The sequence below is a fragment of the Rothia endophytica genome (assembly GCF_039543885.1).
Taxonomy (GTDB): Bacteria; Actinomycetota; Actinomycetes; order Actinomycetales; family Micrococcaceae; genus Rothia; species Rothia endophytica.
Genome location: NZ_BAABKP010000007.1, coordinates 1 through 15,817, shown reverse-complemented (window position 1 = coordinate 15,817; position 15,817 = coordinate 1). Strand labels below are relative to the sequence as shown.

16 protein-coding genes, 1 tRNA gene and 1 rRNA gene are annotated in these 15,817 nt (G+C 56.1%); all 18 read right to left on the bottom strand.

The genetic code is table 11. The features are described from left to right. Nucleotides 1-67 precede the first annotated feature (67 nt). The gene (locus ABD982_RS10505; protein WP_237204185.1) at nt 68-355 is read right to left on the bottom strand and encodes an HU family DNA-binding protein; all 288 of its coding nucleotides are present in this window, start codon (nt 353-355) and stop codon (nt 68-70) included. A gap of 85 nt (nt 356-440) precedes the next feature. Then, nucleotides 441-746, bottom strand: a complete 306-nt coding sequence (gene rpsN, locus ABD982_RS10500; protein WP_237204183.1) for a 30S ribosomal protein S14 — start codon at nt 744-746, stop codon at nt 441-443. A 2-nt stretch (nt 747-748) separates the two neighbouring features. Then, the gene (gene rpmG, locus ABD982_RS10495; protein ID WP_185173514.1) at nt 749-919 is read right to left on the bottom strand and encodes a 50S ribosomal protein L33; all 171 of its coding nucleotides are present in this window, start codon (nt 917-919) and stop codon (nt 749-751) included. A 2-nt stretch (nt 920-921) separates the two neighbouring features. Next, nucleotides 922-1,158 carry a 50S ribosomal protein L28 gene (gene rpmB, locus ABD982_RS10490; protein WP_237204168.1) on the bottom strand — a complete coding sequence of 79 codons (237 nt, stop codon included), beginning with the start codon at nt 1,156-1,158 and terminating at the stop codon, nt 922-924. 542 nt (nt 1,159-1,700) lie between these two features. Next, complete coding sequence (locus ABD982_RS10485) at nt 1,701-2,513, bottom strand: SGNH/GDSL hydrolase family protein (protein ID WP_345447337.1); 813 nt, start codon at nt 2,511-2,513, stop codon at nt 1,701-1,703. 64 nt (nt 2,514-2,577) lie between these two features. Further along, on the bottom strand, nt 2,578-3,642 hold the full coding sequence (locus ABD982_RS10480; RefSeq protein WP_345447334.1) for a siderophore-interacting protein: 1,065 nt from the start codon (nt 3,640-3,642) through the stop codon (nt 2,578-2,580). Further along, a complete protein-coding gene (locus ABD982_RS10475) occupies nt 3,626-4,462 on the bottom strand; it encodes an ABC transporter ATP-binding protein (protein ID WP_251380570.1) in 837 nt (278 codons plus the stop codon). Before ABD982_RS10475 ends, ABD982_RS10480 begins: the two co-directional genes overlap by 17 nt. Continuing rightward, nucleotides 4,459-5,505, bottom strand: coding sequence for a FecCD family ABC transporter permease (locus tag ABD982_RS10470; RefSeq protein WP_345447330.1), 1,047 nt, complete (start codon nt 5,503-5,505; stop codon nt 4,459-4,461). Before ABD982_RS10470 ends, ABD982_RS10475 begins: the two co-directional genes overlap by 4 nt. After that, nucleotides 5,505-6,545 (bottom strand): FecCD family ABC transporter permease, encoded by a 1,041-nt coding sequence (locus ABD982_RS10465; RefSeq protein ID WP_251380568.1) that lies wholly within the window; start codon nt 6,543-6,545, stop codon nt 5,505-5,507. Before ABD982_RS10465 ends, ABD982_RS10470 begins: the two co-directional genes overlap by 1 nt. Nucleotides 6,546-6,609: 64 nt before the next feature. Continuing rightward, nucleotides 6,610-7,650 (bottom strand): ABC transporter substrate-binding protein, encoded by a 1,041-nt coding sequence (locus tag ABD982_RS10460; protein WP_345447326.1) that lies wholly within the window; start codon nt 7,648-7,650, stop codon nt 6,610-6,612. Nucleotides 7,651-7,875: 225 nt separating this feature from the next. Next, a complete protein-coding gene (locus ABD982_RS10455; protein WP_345447323.1) occupies nt 7,876-10,068 on the bottom strand; it encodes an acyltransferase family protein in 2,193 nt (730 codons plus the stop codon). Between the two features lie 338 nt (nt 10,069-10,406). Next, a tRNA-Thr gene (locus ABD982_RS10450) sits at nt 10,407-10,480 on the bottom strand. Continuing rightward, entirely contained in the window at nt 10,471-11,754 is a 1,284-nt protein-coding gene (locus ABD982_RS10445; protein WP_345447320.1) for an ATP-binding cassette domain-containing protein, read from the bottom strand. Before ABD982_RS10445 ends, ABD982_RS10450 begins: the two co-directional genes overlap by 10 nt. Next, nucleotides 11,751-12,509 carry a CbiQ family ECF transporter T component gene (locus tag ABD982_RS10440; RefSeq protein ID WP_345447317.1) on the bottom strand — a complete coding sequence of 253 codons (759 nt, stop codon included), beginning with the start codon at nt 12,507-12,509 and terminating at the stop codon, nt 11,751-11,753. Before ABD982_RS10440 ends, ABD982_RS10445 begins: the two co-directional genes overlap by 4 nt. Further along, on the bottom strand, nt 12,502-13,248 hold the full coding sequence (locus tag ABD982_RS10435; RefSeq protein WP_251380563.1) for an ECF transporter S component: 747 nt from the start codon (nt 13,246-13,248) through the stop codon (nt 12,502-12,504). The genes ABD982_RS10440 and ABD982_RS10435 overlap by 8 nt, the downstream gene beginning before the upstream one ends. Before the next feature lie 142 nt (nt 13,249-13,390). Next, a complete protein-coding gene (locus ABD982_RS10430) occupies nt 13,391-14,380 on the bottom strand; it encodes a nucleoside hydrolase (RefSeq protein WP_345447314.1) in 990 nt (329 codons plus the stop codon). A gap of 143 nt (nt 14,381-14,523) precedes the next feature. Beyond that, complete coding sequence (locus tag ABD982_RS10425) at nt 14,524-15,405, bottom strand: DsbA family protein (RefSeq protein ID WP_345447306.1); 882 nt, start codon at nt 15,403-15,405, stop codon at nt 14,524-14,526. A 275-nt stretch (nt 15,406-15,680) separates the two neighbouring features. Further along, a 5S ribosomal RNA gene (gene rrf, locus ABD982_RS10420) occupies nt 15,681-15,797 on the bottom strand. Nucleotides 15,798-15,817 lie beyond the last annotated feature (20 nt).

Below are 15,817 nucleotides of genomic sequence, written 5' to 3'. Positions count from 1 at the left end.
GTGTCCGATTAAAGAAAAAGGGAGCCACCCCTTGAGGGGTGACTCCCTTAGAAGTCTTGGCAAGAATTTACTTCTTGTTGGAGACTGCTGCCTTCAGCTTCGAACCTGCAGTCAGCTTGACGCCGTGACCTGCGGGAATCTGAATGGTTTCGCCGGTCTGCGGGTTGCGGCCGGTACGAGCTGCACGATCGGTACGCTCAATTGCCATCCAACCAGGGATGGTGATCTTCTCGCCCTGTGCAACAGATGCTTCAAAGACCTGGAACAGTGCATCCAGCACACCGTTCACTGCTGCCTGGCTGGTGCCAGCCTTTTCTGCAACCTCTGCAACGAGTTCGCTACGGTTCTTAGCCATGAAATGCTCCTCCTGAGACTTTCAAAAATTCTTGCGGCTTATAGGGTTAGCCCTGAATAGCAAGGCTAACCGTATCAGCTACAGATTACCAGCTTGACTTGGTAACACCGGGTAGCTCGCCACGGTGTGCCATTTCGCGGAAGCGGACACGTGAGATGCCGAACTTCTGGAAGGTGCCACGGGGGCGGCCGTCAATCTGGTCGCGGTTACGAACGCGAATGGGTGAAGCGTTGCGGGGAAGCTTCTGCAGACCCAGACGTGCAGCTTCGCGCTCTTCAGCGGTTGCGTTTTCGTCAACCAGGGTCTTCTTTAGTTCTAGGCGCTTTTCAGCGTAGCGTGCAACGATGACCTTGCGCTGTTCGTTGCGAGCAATCTTGGATTTCTTCGCCATGTTTAGCGCTCCTCTCGGAAGTCAACGTGCTTGCGGACAACGGGATCGTACTTCTTGAGAACCATACGATCGGGGTTGTTACGGCGGTTCTTACGGGTTACGTAAGTGAAGCCGGTGCCCGCAGTGGACTTAAGTTTGATGATAGGACGGACGTCCTTAGCCTTTGATGCCATGATTAGATCTTCTCTCCGCGTGCAAGAATGTCAGCAACTACTGCGTCGATACCGCGTGCATCAATAACCTTGATGCCCTTAGCTGAGACGTTCAGGGTTACATTGCGGCGCAGTGAAGGTACAAAGTACTTCTTCTTCTGCACGTTCGGGTCGAAGCGACGCTTGTTGCGGCGATGCGAGTGCGAGATGCTGTGTCCAAAGCCGGGAACAGCTCCGGTCACCTGGCAGACAGCTGCCATAGTTTTCTCCTCCAAATGTTGACGAAATGACGGTACGCAGTTGGCGTTCACTGAAAAATCAGCGATCAGCAAGGGCGTCCCGTCACCTATAGGTAGAGCACCGGGTTATTCTCCAAGGCTAGAGTGTCTGAGACTCAAGCTCGGGTGAGAGACCGAACCGAGCCTCCGCCGCGGGAAAAACGGTGAAGCTTAGGTGCACGAGAGGTGTTGCCACCACTACGAACAGCCTTAAATTCTAGGTAATTACGGGATACCACGCAACCTGTGAGCCAAAGGAAAAGCTTGCGAAGAGCGTCTTCACTCGGAGCGAAGAGCATCTCGCAAGCTAACATTTTCAGGCACAGGTCTGCGCATGAACCTTCCGTCAATTCTACCGCCTATCCCACTTTTCGCAAGTCAAGAACGGCTTTCATCCGCGGTTTTTAAAGGAAAGTCACACCCTCACCTGCGCCCATCCCGCTGGAGCCTAGGGGCAAATTACACGGTTGTAATCTGAACTGTGATGTTAACAGCTTAAGGCTTTTAATCCTTTTAAGAAGCGGTTAAGCTTCCTCTGCACCTGCCTCCGGCAGTGCGTCAAAGCGGGTCAGCTCTGGATATTTGGGGCTGATAGAGTCCCCCGAACTGGTGCCGCGCAAGCGTCGGCCGATCCAGGGCACCACAAATTCCCGGGCCCATTTTGCATTATCGCGGGCTTCTTGGATACGGGTTTTGCGGATAGCCTCCGGCACCACGGGCTTACCCATATTGATGTTCTCGGCGCTCAGCGTTTCTAGGACTTTACGGGCAACTACGGTATGCCCCGCAGCGTTCATATGCAGGCGATCTGGTGCCCAAAAACGAAAATCCAGCAACTCATGCGCGCGCCAGTAATCCACTACCGTCACGCCGCGGTTATCAGCTACTTCGCGCAACAGCTCATTGAAAAGAGCGATACGCGCACGGTTACCGCTAAAGAAACCCTTGGAGCCGGGGTCAAAGCCCGTCAGGGTAAAAACCTCGATACCCTCGTCTCGCAGAGCCTTAAACCCTTCGTCGTACCGCGCCATCAGGGCGTCCACATCAAAGCCGGGGCGCAAACTATCGTTACCCCCACCTACCAGGCTCACCAGGTTGGGTTTCAGCTCAAGAGCAGCTGGCACCTGCTCTTCAATAATGGGGGTCAATAGGCGTCCGCGAATAGCCAGGTTAGCGTAAAGGGCATTTTTATCAGCCAGCATGAACTGCTCTGCCACTCGGTCTGTCCAGCCGCGCACCCCGTTGGGGCGCTCGGGTGCGTCATCTCCTACCCCTTCGCTGAGGGAATCCCCCAGCGCAACGTAGCGGATGCTGTCTTCTAATCGTGAGAGAGGCACGGAATTTGTCTTTCAATGAGGGAAAACGTACGAAGACTACTTTACTCCCCCGCCCAGCAAGGGCTTAGCTTTCAGCTCGTCCACACTTCCAGTAACCCATGAAAGAGATATTTTCTTTAGCGATACCGGCTTCATTGACGCACATGCGGCGCAGGGTCTTGATGACCGAGGATTCACCGGCAATAAAGACGTAGGTTTCGGCATTTTCCTCTGCCAATCCCCACACCACTTCGTCAGCGGCGGTGGTGTCGGTGTAATGGTAGGTTTCGGTCTCTGTCAGGTTAAAGACACTGTGCAACTCGTGGGCAAGGCGTTCACCTCGCTCAGAGTTAGGCTCCCGAGGCAGGAACTTGACGGTTAGCTGAGGCAGGCGCCGGGTCACCTCCTGCACATCTGAGAGCACGGCAAGGTTATCTCCCTGACCGGGGACTTCGCAGAGCACCGTGCCGCTGGCGTGAGCGGGCAGGGTCCTGAGAATAGAAAGCGTAGCGGGGGCTGCGGTTTCATCGGTCAGCATCAGCAGGTTATGGGAAGGGGCCGGGTTCCAGGAGCTCCATAGGCTACTACCCCTCAAAGGAGCGAGGAAAGATACCTGTTGCCCCACCTGAGCGGACGCCGCCCAGTCAGCTGCGGGGCCCAGCTGCCCGGCGTCATCCTGATGCAGCACAAAATCGATGTCAATTTCAGGCTGGACGCCGATGGGCAGCGGGCGTTCAAGCACGCTGAGGTCTGCCTCGGCAGCGGGGAACATGCCCAGTAGTGGAGTTTCGTCCATGCCAACAGCTGGCACCATACGGGAATTTTGCACTGTGTAGGTGCGCATGTGGCCGCGGTCCTCCACCGGTTGAGCCATCCATCGCTGGCGCCAGGTGTCATCGAGTTCAATCATGGTGGGACCGCTCGCATGTGCTGGTGGTACCAGGAGCTTGATGTAGGCGTCGTAGACCTGCCCCGTCCCGTCCGAGATAGCGGAGGTAGCGTGGTGTAGCGAGCGGCCGGTCAGCGATACCCTCACAAAGTGTTCTGACAGGCGGCGCACACCGCTCACTGTCACAGGAAAGACGCCGTACTGGTTGATGGACTGGGAAACCTCGCGTCGGCGAACGAGCTTTTTAGTGGTTTCTGACATGAGAGTCTCCGTGGCTAGATACTGGGCGGCGGGCATGAGGGACGATAACGGTTGAGCCGTCTGCGCGGGGGTCAGTTACTGAGGCTCGAAGTCCAAAGATTTTCTCTAGGTTCTGCTCAGTCATCACGTTAGCTGCGGTACCGGCAGCAGCGATCGCCCCATCTTTCATAGCGATGAGGTGGTGGGCGGCGCGGGCTGCCAGGTTAAGTTCGTGGAGCACCATCACCATGGTGGTTCCTCGGACCTCATTGAGTTCAGCTAGCAAATCGAGCAGCTCCACCTGGTGGGCTAGGTCGAGGTAGGTGGTGGGCTCATCGAGCAGCAGAATGTCTGTTTGCTGGGCTAGAGCCATCGCAATCCAGACACGCTGACGCTGACCACCCGATAGCTCGGTGACCTGGCGTTCTGCTAGCCCCATGGTGTTAGTTGCTTCAAGTGCCCAGGCGACCGCGGCGTCATCCTCAGCAGAGTTACCGCGAAAGAGACCCTGATAGGGGTAGCGTCCGCGGGATACCAGGTCGGCTACGGTGACGCCGTCAGGGGCAATCGGGTTCTGGGGTAGCAGCCCCACTATGCGAGCGAACTCCTTACCGCCGTAGGTTGTCAGCGGTTTACCGTCCAGGGTGATGCTGCCCTTGGTGGGTTTGAGCAGGCGGGAGACACCCCGTAGCAAGGTTGATTTGCCGCACCCGTTGGGCCCAATAATGGCGGTGATTTCACCGGTCGGTATATCTAAGCTCAAGTTAGGAACGATGGTCTGGTTGCCATAGCCCAGTGCAAGATTCTTCATAGCCAGCTGGCGAGGGGTTACCTTTTTCATGCTTTGCCTTCTTTCTGTGACCGGGCAAGGAGCCAGATGAGCAGGGGGGCGCCGGCTACGCCGGTGAGAATACCGACCGGCAGATTTCCGCTGGGAATCAGGTTGGCCCCAACAAAGTCCGCCAGCACCACGATGATGGCACCTACCAGTGCGCTGGCTGTTAGGGAGTGCGGCCCGCCCTGGAGTCTGCGGGCTATAGGGCCAGAAACAAAGGCAACAAAGGCGATAGGCCCGGTTGCTGCGGTAGCAACGGCGGCCAGAAGAACGCCGAGAATGATGAAGCCCCAGCGCACGGCATGGGTTCGAACGCCCAGCCCGTGGGCCAGTTCATCCCCCACAGCAAGGGCGTGCAGGTAGCGGTGTAAAAGAGCCACGGTGGGCAAAAGGATGAGCAGGGTTAGTGACAGAATGCTGATGCGGTTCCAGTTGGCGTTGGAGAGCGAACCGCTCATCCACAGTGTTGCCGTTTGGGCGTCACTGCTGGAGATACGGCTCATAAGGTAGCTGATTACTGAGCTGGCGAGTGCAGAAATACCGATGCCCATTAGGATGAAGCGGTTACCTGCGCCGGTGTCACCAGCGGAGAGCAACATAATGAGCAGGGCAACCACCAGCGCGAAACCGATAGCAAAAAGTGAGACCGAGAAACCGGTGAGGCCAAAGAAAACGATAGCGGTAACAGCGCCCAGCGAGGCACCGGTAGAGATGCCGATAATGTCTGGGGACGCCAACGGGTTGCGCAGCAATAGCTGGAAAATAGCACCGGCGGTGCCAAAGGCAAGACCTGCTAGGGCACCTAGGACCGCCCGGGGTAGCTTATCCTCCATGACAATGTAGCGGGCTCCGCGGGCATGGTCGAGGTTGTCGCCGCTCAGAAGAGTGAAAAAGTCTGGGATGGTCACGGTGTAGGATCCCAGCAAAACGCGCACGGCGAGCGCCCCTAGCAGGGTCAGTGACAGCAGGGCCAATACCAGGTGCGGGCGTTTACGGGCGGCACGGCGGATCTGGGTAAGGTGTTCTCTTCCGGTCAGGCTGACGCTCATTAGAGGTTGACCGCCTTTGCGCGGCGAACCAGGTAGATGAAGACAGGCACACCAACTATTACCGTAGTTACCCCCACCTGGACTTCCTGAGGAGGTAGGATGACGCGTCCAACGGTATCGGCCAGGATGAGTATCACCGCCCCGAAGAGGGCGGACAGGGGCAGTAGAGCCCGGTAGTCGGAGCCCACCAGGGCACGCACCGTGTGGGGGGCCATCAGCCCGATAAAAGCGATGGGGCCGGCCAGGGCCACGCTGGTTCCCACGAGCAAGGTAATGGCGAGCGCCATCAGTAGGCGTTTGAGCGCAACGTTTTCCCCCAGGGAGGCTGCTACGTCATCACCGAGGGCAAAGTTGTTGATGGTTTTGGCGCCGCTGAGCAGTATGAGAGCACCGATGAGCAGGAGGAAGGCTCCCGGAGTGAGATCTTCTAGGCGGGCACCGGCAACGGTCCCTACCTGCCAGCGGCGCAGACTATCTAGCGCGTTCTGGTTCTGCAGAATCAGGGCGGTGGTGAGCGAGCCGAGGCCAGCTGAGATAGCTGCACCCATGAGGGCTAACTTGACGGGGGTAGCCCCTCCCCTGCCCAGGGAGGCAAGACTGTAGACCAGCACCGAGGCGATGGCAGCGCCCACAAAAGCCCAGGCTGCGTAGGCGCTGGTGCTCTGCACTGAGAAGAAGGTAATCCCGGCAACGACTGCGAAGGACGCCCCGGCATTGACACCCAAAATACCCGGATCGCCCAGAGGGTTTCGGGTCACACCCTGCATGCCGGCACCGGCAAGGGCTAGAGCTGCCCCCACCATCGCTGCCCACAGGGTGCGTACCAGGCGCTGGGAGAGGACCGCGGCGTCCGTCTGCCCCAGATTTTCGCTACCGGTGAGGTAGGTCAGGACCGTATTGAAGCTGATGGCGCGGGCTCCCACCGTAAAGGAAAGAACCGCTGCTGCGCCAAAAACCACCAAGAGGACCAGCAGAACTACTGCTCGTTTCTGGGTGGAGGCTGGCACCGAATGGCGCTGGGCTAAACGAAATGGCGTCATATGCAATCTGAAAAGACGGCAGAGCTAGGCCAGGGGAGCAAGACTCCTGGCTGCGGTGCTGTCTCTAGCTCTTGTCAGCCACTGCTGAAAGCTTCTGCAGGGTCTGGGTTTCGGTAAGCACCCAGTTCAGTGATAGAGGTGAGGCCGCTGATACAGCGATAGATACAGCGTTATCAGTTTCAACCACTAGCCCACCGTCGGCTACTGCGGGCATCTGAGAGAAGAGGGAATCTGCCTTGATATCTGCTTCATCGGATGCCGAGGTGCCCCAGGCCCACACAACATCAGCCTCTACCTGATCAACGACTTCACCGGAAACAGCGATAAAGAAGCCTGAGTCATCAGCAGTATTCTGGGTGATGTAAGGGCTGATCTCCATCCCCAAAGAAGTCAAGAACTGCGAGCGGGAATCAGTGGCAGTGTAAGCACTGAAGGTTTGCTCTTCAAGGCTGAACATGCCGGCGGCAAAGGTCTTACCGGAGAGCTGCGAGTACTGCGCTGCGGCGTCCTCAATGGTCTGGTGGGTTGCTTCAATCAGTTTTTGGGCCTCATCCTGCTTTTGCAGCATGGCACCTGCCTGTTCTACAACCTGTTCCCAAGACGCCGCGTAGGAAGCTACGCCTTCGGGCATAGCCACCACGGGGGCAATGCCCGAGAGCTTATCGTAGACTTCCTGGCTCATGTCGGTATAGACGGAGAAGATGGCATCGGGGTTGAGCTGAGCCAGGGCCTCGTAATCGGGGCCGTCGGTTTCATCGTAGAAGACGGGGGTTTCACCGCCGAGTTCAGCAAGTTTTGCATCAAACCAATCGGTGGAGCCTGCTGCGTTGCCACCGTAGGTCACGGTGGGGGTACCAACCGGTACGACGCCCAGGTCAAGAAGGACATCTGGGTTCTTCCAGTAATTCACCACGGCCACACGCTGAGGTAAGCTCTCGAAGGTGGTCTCGCCGAAGGCATGCTTGACGGTGTAACTCTCCCCCGCTGCGCCGGAGGAGTTGCTACTGGAAGTGTCTCCCGAGCCGGTGGTGCAACCTGCGAGTAGACCTGCTGCTGCGGTAGCGGCTGCCGCCTTGAGGAAGGCGCTGCGTGAGATGACAACCATTTCTGTATTCTCCTGGTAGAGCGGTCTAGCGATAGGGAGTGCTAGGAGTGGAATTAGGTATACCTAAACATAATAACAATATGTTTTTATGCGCTAATCCGCAAAACGGTGTACTTGGTGCATACACTTACCAGCGAGGTTTCCAGACCTCAAGAAATAGTAGTTGCCTAGACTAAGCTCCTGATCAGGGCGCTTTTCTTGTCTATTCGCGCCGGTTTCTCGGGTTTATAGCTCACCATTTTCGGCGAGAGCCTCAGCAAGGACATCCTCTTCGTTGCCATAACCCTCAGACGAAGTACCACCCCAGGGGTTCCATTCTTGGGTTTGAAGTTGTTGCTGTACAAAGGGAGAAAGGGTCTGCCCATAAGCTTTGGAGATGTGGTTGTCATCGATGTAGACAAAGACATTGCCCATGATGGCTGGGCACCAGCCCTGAGGGCAGAGCTGTTCGGTGAGATCAACAGAGAAATAGTTGGTATTTCCTATCAGCTCGTTATCTGGTGATGGCCCCGCCACTTTATCGGCACGGCTAGCGCCGCAGTCATAGAGAGAACGCATATTCTCCTGGCCACAGATATACATGTTGTACTCGTAGCGAGGATTGTCGCGGATACCAATAACGTTGATCCCTGCATCCGTGAAACGCTGAACTGCCTCATCGTAGCGGGGCGGGGTGCCGTCGTTGGGGTCGTTAGCCATGCTGACCGATGAAATCAGCACAACGTTAGCAGGGTTCTGAGCAAGGATTTCTTCAATCATGGCGGTACTAAAGTTATTACAGTCCGCCCAGCTCGAGGTGGTAGGGAACTTACAGCCGCCCAGCAGGTAAGCCATCATGGTCATGTGGTTATCCCGTGCGATGGGGCGCATCATTGAGATGCTTTGCTCGGCGTGAGAGTCACCGACGATAATGGTTAAAGGGCCGTCTTCTGCACCCCACGCTTGAGCAGAACAGAATTGTTCCAGCTCTGGGTTAATAACGGCGAACTGGCCCGTGCAGCTCTCAGAGAGTCCATCAAATTGAGAGACTGGGTCTGCCAAGGGGACGGGGAGGTCACGGTAGCGAGCGTTAAGGTCTGACGCTAGTGCACCCGGGTATGCCGCAGAACCAGCAGTTTCAGCGCGAGCCATCGTTTCTTCTTCTTGCTTATTCACCCAGGCTTGAGCAGCGCTCAGAGGTAAGGAAGCCAGAGCCAAAAGTACGGCTAGAGTAGCAGCTGGTCTCCGGTAACCGGCTAGCTTTGAAGCCATAGAGGGTTTCTTAGCCCAGGGTAGCCGAGGCGCATCAGTTGCCTGTTTCCTGCGCGCCCTCAGGAGAGGTTTCTTGTCCAGTGCTCTCATAGGCTTCTCGATGCAGGTGTGCAGCACCCAGGCCAGCGCAATCGACCCAAGAATAATAACGCTGCCGTCTATCCAGCCAGCTTGTTCTTTACCCACAGCAGTGGTGTAAAGGATGAGCACTGGCCAGTGCACCAGGTAGAGGCAGTAGGAAATGGCGCCCATTTTTTGAAGGGGCGCGGCAGAGAGAAAGCGGTCTGCCCCAAATTTTGAATCGGTCTGCCCGGCAGCGATAACCATGGCACCCGAGAGCAGGGGCCAGAGGGCTAGGTAACCGGGGAATCCAGTTTCGATAGGTAACAACCACCCGGCGGAGACAAGTCCCGCGATGCCTACCCAACCCATAACGACACGGGCTTTGCGGGGTACTTGCCACTTAAGAAGGAGAATCGCCAAAAGAGCACCGGCAGCAAATTCCCAGAGGCGGGTGCGGGTGTCAAAGTAGGCGAAGGCTTGGTTGGTGGCGGTTTCTTTAATGGAGAAGGTGAGAGAGGCAACGAAAACGCTACCGAAGATGAGCAGAGCCACCCCGGTTGTTTTGAGCCGCAGGTACCACACTAAGAAACCAACAAGGGTGAAGAGGAGTGGCCAGAGAATAAAGATTTGTCCCTGCATGGAGAGGGACCAGAAGTGCTGGAAGGGTGTCTTGGTGGTGGCGTCCTGAGCGTAGTAGTCCACAGCGTTGTGGGCTAGTCGCCAGTTGAGGAAGTAAAAGACGGCAGCTTTGGCATCTGCCAGTAGCGAGCTCCAGCGCGAGGGCGCAACGATAAAGTAGGCAGCTACTAAGGTGCCTAGGATGACGGTGAGGGCCGCTGGTAGAAGTCGCTGGAAAACGTGCAGCCAGTATTTGATGACCTGGAGTGGTTTGCCGTCGTGTATTTTTCTTAGCGACGAGAGTGAAAGCAGGAAGGCTGAGATGAAGAGGAAGACATCAACGCCACCTGAGACTCGCCCGAACCAGACATGGTAGGTAACAACCAGTAGCACAGCAAGCGAACGGAGGCCCTGAATTTCGGGGCGGAAGCGGGGTTGCTCAATAAAACGTTCGTTTGAAGGGTGGAGCACTGGTTGCTTTGACATGTGTGTTGCCTTCCGCATGGGGTGGTGAGCCGCAACACGACTTTTATCCCGTGATGGAAAAAACCTAATTCGCTGGAGCAAATCAGGCTTTTTGGGTAAGCACGTCAGCACCTGGTGGGTGCTTGCGTCCTGCCCCGTGGTCAGCATTTAGTTTACCACGCAGGCATTTTGGAATAACGGGCACGCAGGTGCGTTCTTTTGCACAAAAGTGTCTTACTAACCTCGAGCTGGGGGTTAGGGAGGTGGAGGGTTTTATTGTGTGCGAGGAAACAAATCTGCGACCGAATGGTCACCGGTTCAGGTGCCACTCGATCGCAGAGTCATATTTATTTGTTCAGAGCCCCCTACCGGATTCGAACCGGTGACCCCCTGTTTACAAGACAGGTGCTCTGGCCAGCTGAGCTAAGGAGGCGGGTGCCTATCTAGCATAGCGGATTGGATGGGGCTTCGCATCTTGCTGGTTGAGGTAAGGTGCAGGTGGGTACCGTGCAAAGCTGTGTTGAGTGCCGGGTCGTGTGTTGCGATAACGAGGCTACCTCCAGCCCCAACGTGGGCTTGGAGAAGGTTGATTAGGCATTGCAGACCGTGATCGTCCAGCTGTTCGGTGGGTTCATCGAGTAAAAGGCAGGGCGTTGCCCCGGCAAGTGCGGACGCAACGGTCAGTAGCCGCTGCTGTGCGGGTAGCAGGTCAAGTGGGTGTATGTTCTCTTGCCCCCGCAGACCGATAGCAGCCAGCAAGCCTTCACGGACCTGCTGAGATGAGTCAGCTCCGGCACCTAGCTTGAGTTCTTCAGCTACGGTGGGGGATAGAAAATGGTGGGCTGGGCTCTGTGCCACCAGTTGCACGGACCGCACCCGCTGGGGAGCAGGTAGCGTGGCAGGTTTTTTCTCACCGGCTAGCACCACCCCGGACGCTGGGGTCTGCAGTCCAGCAAGGGTTCGTAATAGGGTGCTCTTGCCGCTACCGTTAGCCCCGCTTACCAGCAGCGTTTCGCCGCTCTTGAGCTGAAGAGATACGTTTTGCTGTAGTAGCGGCGCAGCTTGCTTGGTTCGTCGGCGACGCCACACGGGTGTAAGAGGAGAAACCCCCAGTTCCTGAGCGCTTAGGGTGATGGGCTGCCGCGCAGGAAGCTGCAGGGCCAAAGGCTGATAATCGTTCTTTTCTTGGCCGAGGTCAAGCACGTGGCTGGCACTTTCTCTCTCACGAGCTGTGGGACGGACTGATACCCACAGCACCGGCCCTTTATAGGCACAGAGAGTTTCTAGCACACGTTCCTGCATGTGCTGATCTAATCCGCGGAGGGGCTCATCGATAGCAAGGGCAGGAGCACCCAGACTCAAGAGAGCGGCTAGTGCGACCAGCTGGGTTTGCCCGCCCGATAGCTTGAGCGGGTCAGCCCCCAGCAGCTCTTCAATCCCTAAGTCAGCGGCTATTGCTTGAACGGCAACGGTTAGCTCGTTAACGCTACCCACCCGTCGTTCTAGCCCCAAGGCAATTTCATCTGACACCGTGGTGGCTAACCCACTCATATGCGCGTAAGGAGCGCAGGGCATATAGATGCCCCCGTGCGCATCAGCATAATCTTGGGCTGTTTGGCTCTTGCCGCTACCATCCTGACCGGTCACTAGCACACGAACTCGCGGGTTATCGAGGTGCAGCAAGTCGCTGCTAGACAAGACTGTCATAGTGCCACCCCATAACTGACCAAAGAGAGCAGGGCGCTTGCCCCAAGCACTGACCAGCGTATAAGAATCTGCCAGGTGCTATCAGGGGTAGCGGTTAGATAGAGCCGAGGCCCTTTCTGATCAAGACCTCTATCAGCCAGGCTTCTTCCGCGTACCTCCTGGTCCAGGAGCACCAGGTTAAAAAGCGCAGAGGCCGTCCGCACTCGAAGCCAGATTCGGTGCGTTAGCTTTGAATCAGCTAGGCCCCTCGCCCGCCCCGTTTCTCTCGCAAGGTCTGCATAAAACCCCAGTTGCCTGGGAGCGTTGAGAGATGCACACAGCAGGTACACCAGCCGGGGCGGCAGATGCCAGGACGTCAGCGCACTACGAAGACCTAGAGGGCTGATCAGTAGCGAGAGTAGCGAGCAACTAGCTCCAAAGCAGAGAATCTGTAATGCCATCTGCCCTCCAAATGCCAGCCCCTCAGCAGTAACGCTAAAGAGGATGCCGGGCACCGGCTCCCAGCTGGTGTAGATAGTCTGACCCCTGTAGCTAACCGCTTGGATAGTCCAAGCTACCAGGGCAACCGGTAGCAGGCCCACCAGGCTAAAGCGTAGGAATTGTGTGAAGGCACCTGCAAACACAAAGATAATCACGAAAGCTACTAGTAGCATTCCCCGGGCACCTATGGGCAGGGGCGCAAAGGAAAGCAGTAGCCCGCTCAGCCCAAAAATAAACCAGGTTTTGGGGTGCACCCGGGTCGCGATTCTATGCATGAGTGCGCTGGAACTGTTGGAGCACCCGCGCCGGCAATCCTCTGAGTAAGACCCAGGCTAAGAGGAAGGCAATGGTTTTATCTAAGGGGTCTGATAAGAGGGACTGCAAAGTGGTAGCCCCCAGAAGAGACTGACCTGCTGCCTGTAAAGTTGCGACGATGGATCCGGTTCCAACACCCTGCCCACCTCCAAAGACGAAGGCTGCGATGGGTGCACCGAGCAAGCCGGCGATGACCCCGGTAAGAAGCCCTGCTACCAGCAACGCCCACAGTCTCTTGTGTAGCCCGTAGCGCCCTGCTAGGCCAGCTAAAAGACCAATGGTTGCGGCCCCTGCTGTAAAAGGGATTGCTGTGGGATTGATGCTCAGCCCCCAGGCAAGATTGGTGATAATTCCCGTCAGGACGCCCGCAGCCGGCCCAGCCAGTAGACCTATGAGGACGGTAGCTACGGAGTCTAAATAAAGGGGTACCCCGGAAAATCCAATAATCTGTCCGAGGATAATATTGAAAGCGGCCGCGAAGGGGATGAGAGCGATGAGGGAGAGGGGTAACCGCGAGAGATTTGCGACGAGTAGCAAAACTACTCCTGCCGTGTAGCCCACCATGAGAGGCATTGACAGCGCTGCTTGTGCTTGAGCCGTGTCTTCTAGGTAGCCGGTGTAGTTGGCGCCCCCACCAGCGGTTAGCACAGCAAAGAGGTAGGTTGCCACAATAGCAAAGGCGCCTAATGTGCTGAGCACTTTTTGCCCCTTGGTCATGGGTTCTGCTGCGCCTTGTTTCTTTCTTTTACCGAGGGTCGTGTTTACTGGCGAGAGCCTCTGTCCAGATGTCGTGTGCATGATTTCCTAATAAATAATCGTTCTTTTTGTAGGGTAGTTTTAGCTAACTTGCCACCGCGTACCGCGCTCTAACGGTTTCGATGAAGTGTTCAAAGAAGGTCTCAGCGTCCGCAGCGACCAATGCCTTTGCATTGGGTTCTCTGCCCCAGCGTCCTAGCCAGTCGGCAACGGTCTGACCGCGGGTCAGGGTGCCGGTCAGCTCAACGTCTAGAGCCACGGGCAGGCTCTGAGCCAGAATCAGGCCGTTATCTAACGCGGTATTGACGGCAAGTGCAGTGACAAAGGGGTCATGCACGTGAGCAATGAAGCCTAACCCATCTGATTCATGAAATTCCATATAGAACTGCAAAGCCAGGTCTAGAGCCTCCAGTAGCGCACCTCCCCCAGCAGTCAATGCGGCTCGACGCTCCGGGGTGATGAGGCTGTTCTCGGTGTGGTCTAGAGGGCAGAGCACCGGTGAGCAGGTGGCACCTGGTCTATCGAAGGCGGTCAGCACGCTGGCGAGGGCCTCGGGGTCTGAATGCACGTTCCACTCTGTAGTGGGCATGGTATTACCGCGGTGGTTCAGAGCCCCACCCATGATGTGTAGACTGCCCATTTTGCTGGGCAGGGTGGGGTCTAGCTCTAGGGCCAAGGCAAGGTTGGTGCTTGGTCCCAGGACGATCCCGTGCAGCTCACCCGGATAACGGGCAGCGGTCTCTACCCACAGTTCAGCTCCCCTGCCGTGCTCTTTTCCGGTGGGCTCCTGCTGATCGGGCAGCAGGGCATACCCGGTTCCCAGAGGTCCATGGGTTTCCTCAGTTGTTATCAAAGCTTGGGCAAGAGGGTTGATGGCTCCTAGCTCCCAGCGGATATGCGGGGCGCCCAGCAGATGGAGGAGTCCGCGAATATTCCTGCCTACCTGTTCAGTGCTTACATTTCCACCGGTGGCCACGATGCCTTCTACACTTACCTCTGGGTGAGCAAAGGCGTAGGCAAGAGCTAGAGCATCGTCAATACCTGGGTCGCAATCTATCAGAAGGCGAAGGGGCAAGAGCTTCTCCTTGAAAAGGTAAAGAAAAAGGGACAGCTACAGACCGGCATATGGCCGACCCTGTAGCTGTCCCTACAAGTACGTTTCTCAGTTTATTGCATTATTCCAGTGTTCCTGAACAAATACGGGAGTGGTGAGGAGCTTTAGTTAGATTCTTTAGCGTCAATCTTCTGGTTGATCCAGGATGAGAAATCAGAGGCGGTGAACTGCTCACCATCTGCAAAGATAGTGGGGGTTCCGGAGATTCCGTTAGTGGATGATTCCATGGTCACAACGTTAACGAAGGGACGCCAGGTGTTGTCATTGACTGCGTCCTGAACATCAGCACCGTGCTTTGAAGCGATGTCCACGAGCTCTTCATTCGAAAGACCGCCGGTGCCCTGATAGCTAAAGATTTCCTTCTGGAATTCCAGGAACTGTTCACTAGAGACCTGCTCAGCTACGGCGAAGGCAACATTGTTAGCGCGGGCTGAATAGAAGCTGGGGCTAGAGGCGTCAAGGAAGGTCAAGTTGCGTACCTCCAGGGTAATTTTTCCGCTCTTCACCAGTTCTTCGATCTCATCACCGTACTGGGTCTCAAACTGTGCACAATACAGGCAGTCGTAATCCTGGAAGACGGTGACGCGGACCGGTTCCCCGTTATTCTCAGCTTCCTCAGCAGTAGCCACACCTAGGGGCATAGCAACTTCAGCGCCTTCTGCGTTGGTGTATTTGTTCTCTGACGTGCCTAGGTTATTAACGTCGCGGGTCTCTTCAGTGCTGGTGTTTTGTTTAATGCCATCAGCTGTCAGGACGATACCACCGTACTGGTTAGCAGACGCTGGTACGGGTCCTGATTCAGCAATCTGGTTTTTATTGCCGTTAACAACTACTACCGCGATGATACCCACGATAAGTAGGACCACGGCAAGGACGGTTAGCTGAATCCAGCGAGTGGATGACTTGGATGACTTCTTTGCCTGATGCGCTGCCAGTTGGCGGGCGCGCTCACGGGCGTCAGTTGAGGATACGCTTCCCTTGGACACTGAAGGTGCTCACTTTCTTGAAGAAAACAGTTTAGAACAAGCCTACCGTGGTTTATCCAGAGAGTTGGAGCTAAACAGCGCATATCCCTGCTTTTCCAGGAAAGTATTGGGTTCGGGGAAAGCTAGCTTGTGGTGGTCTCTAAGAAGACGTACTTAAAATAAAAAGGGGGGTTCCCACCAAGAAAAAACCACCCAAAAAACACACACCCCACACACCCCCCTTAAAACAAAATAGCCCCTGCCCACAAAGGACAAGAGCTACCTCGAAAAAATAAATGCGGCAATGACCTACTCTCCCACACCGTCACCAGTGCAGTACCATCGGCGCAAAGAGCCTTAACTTCCGGGTTCGGAATGGAACCGGGTGTCTCCCTCTCGCTATAATCACCGCAAACCTGCGAGATTGTTATCT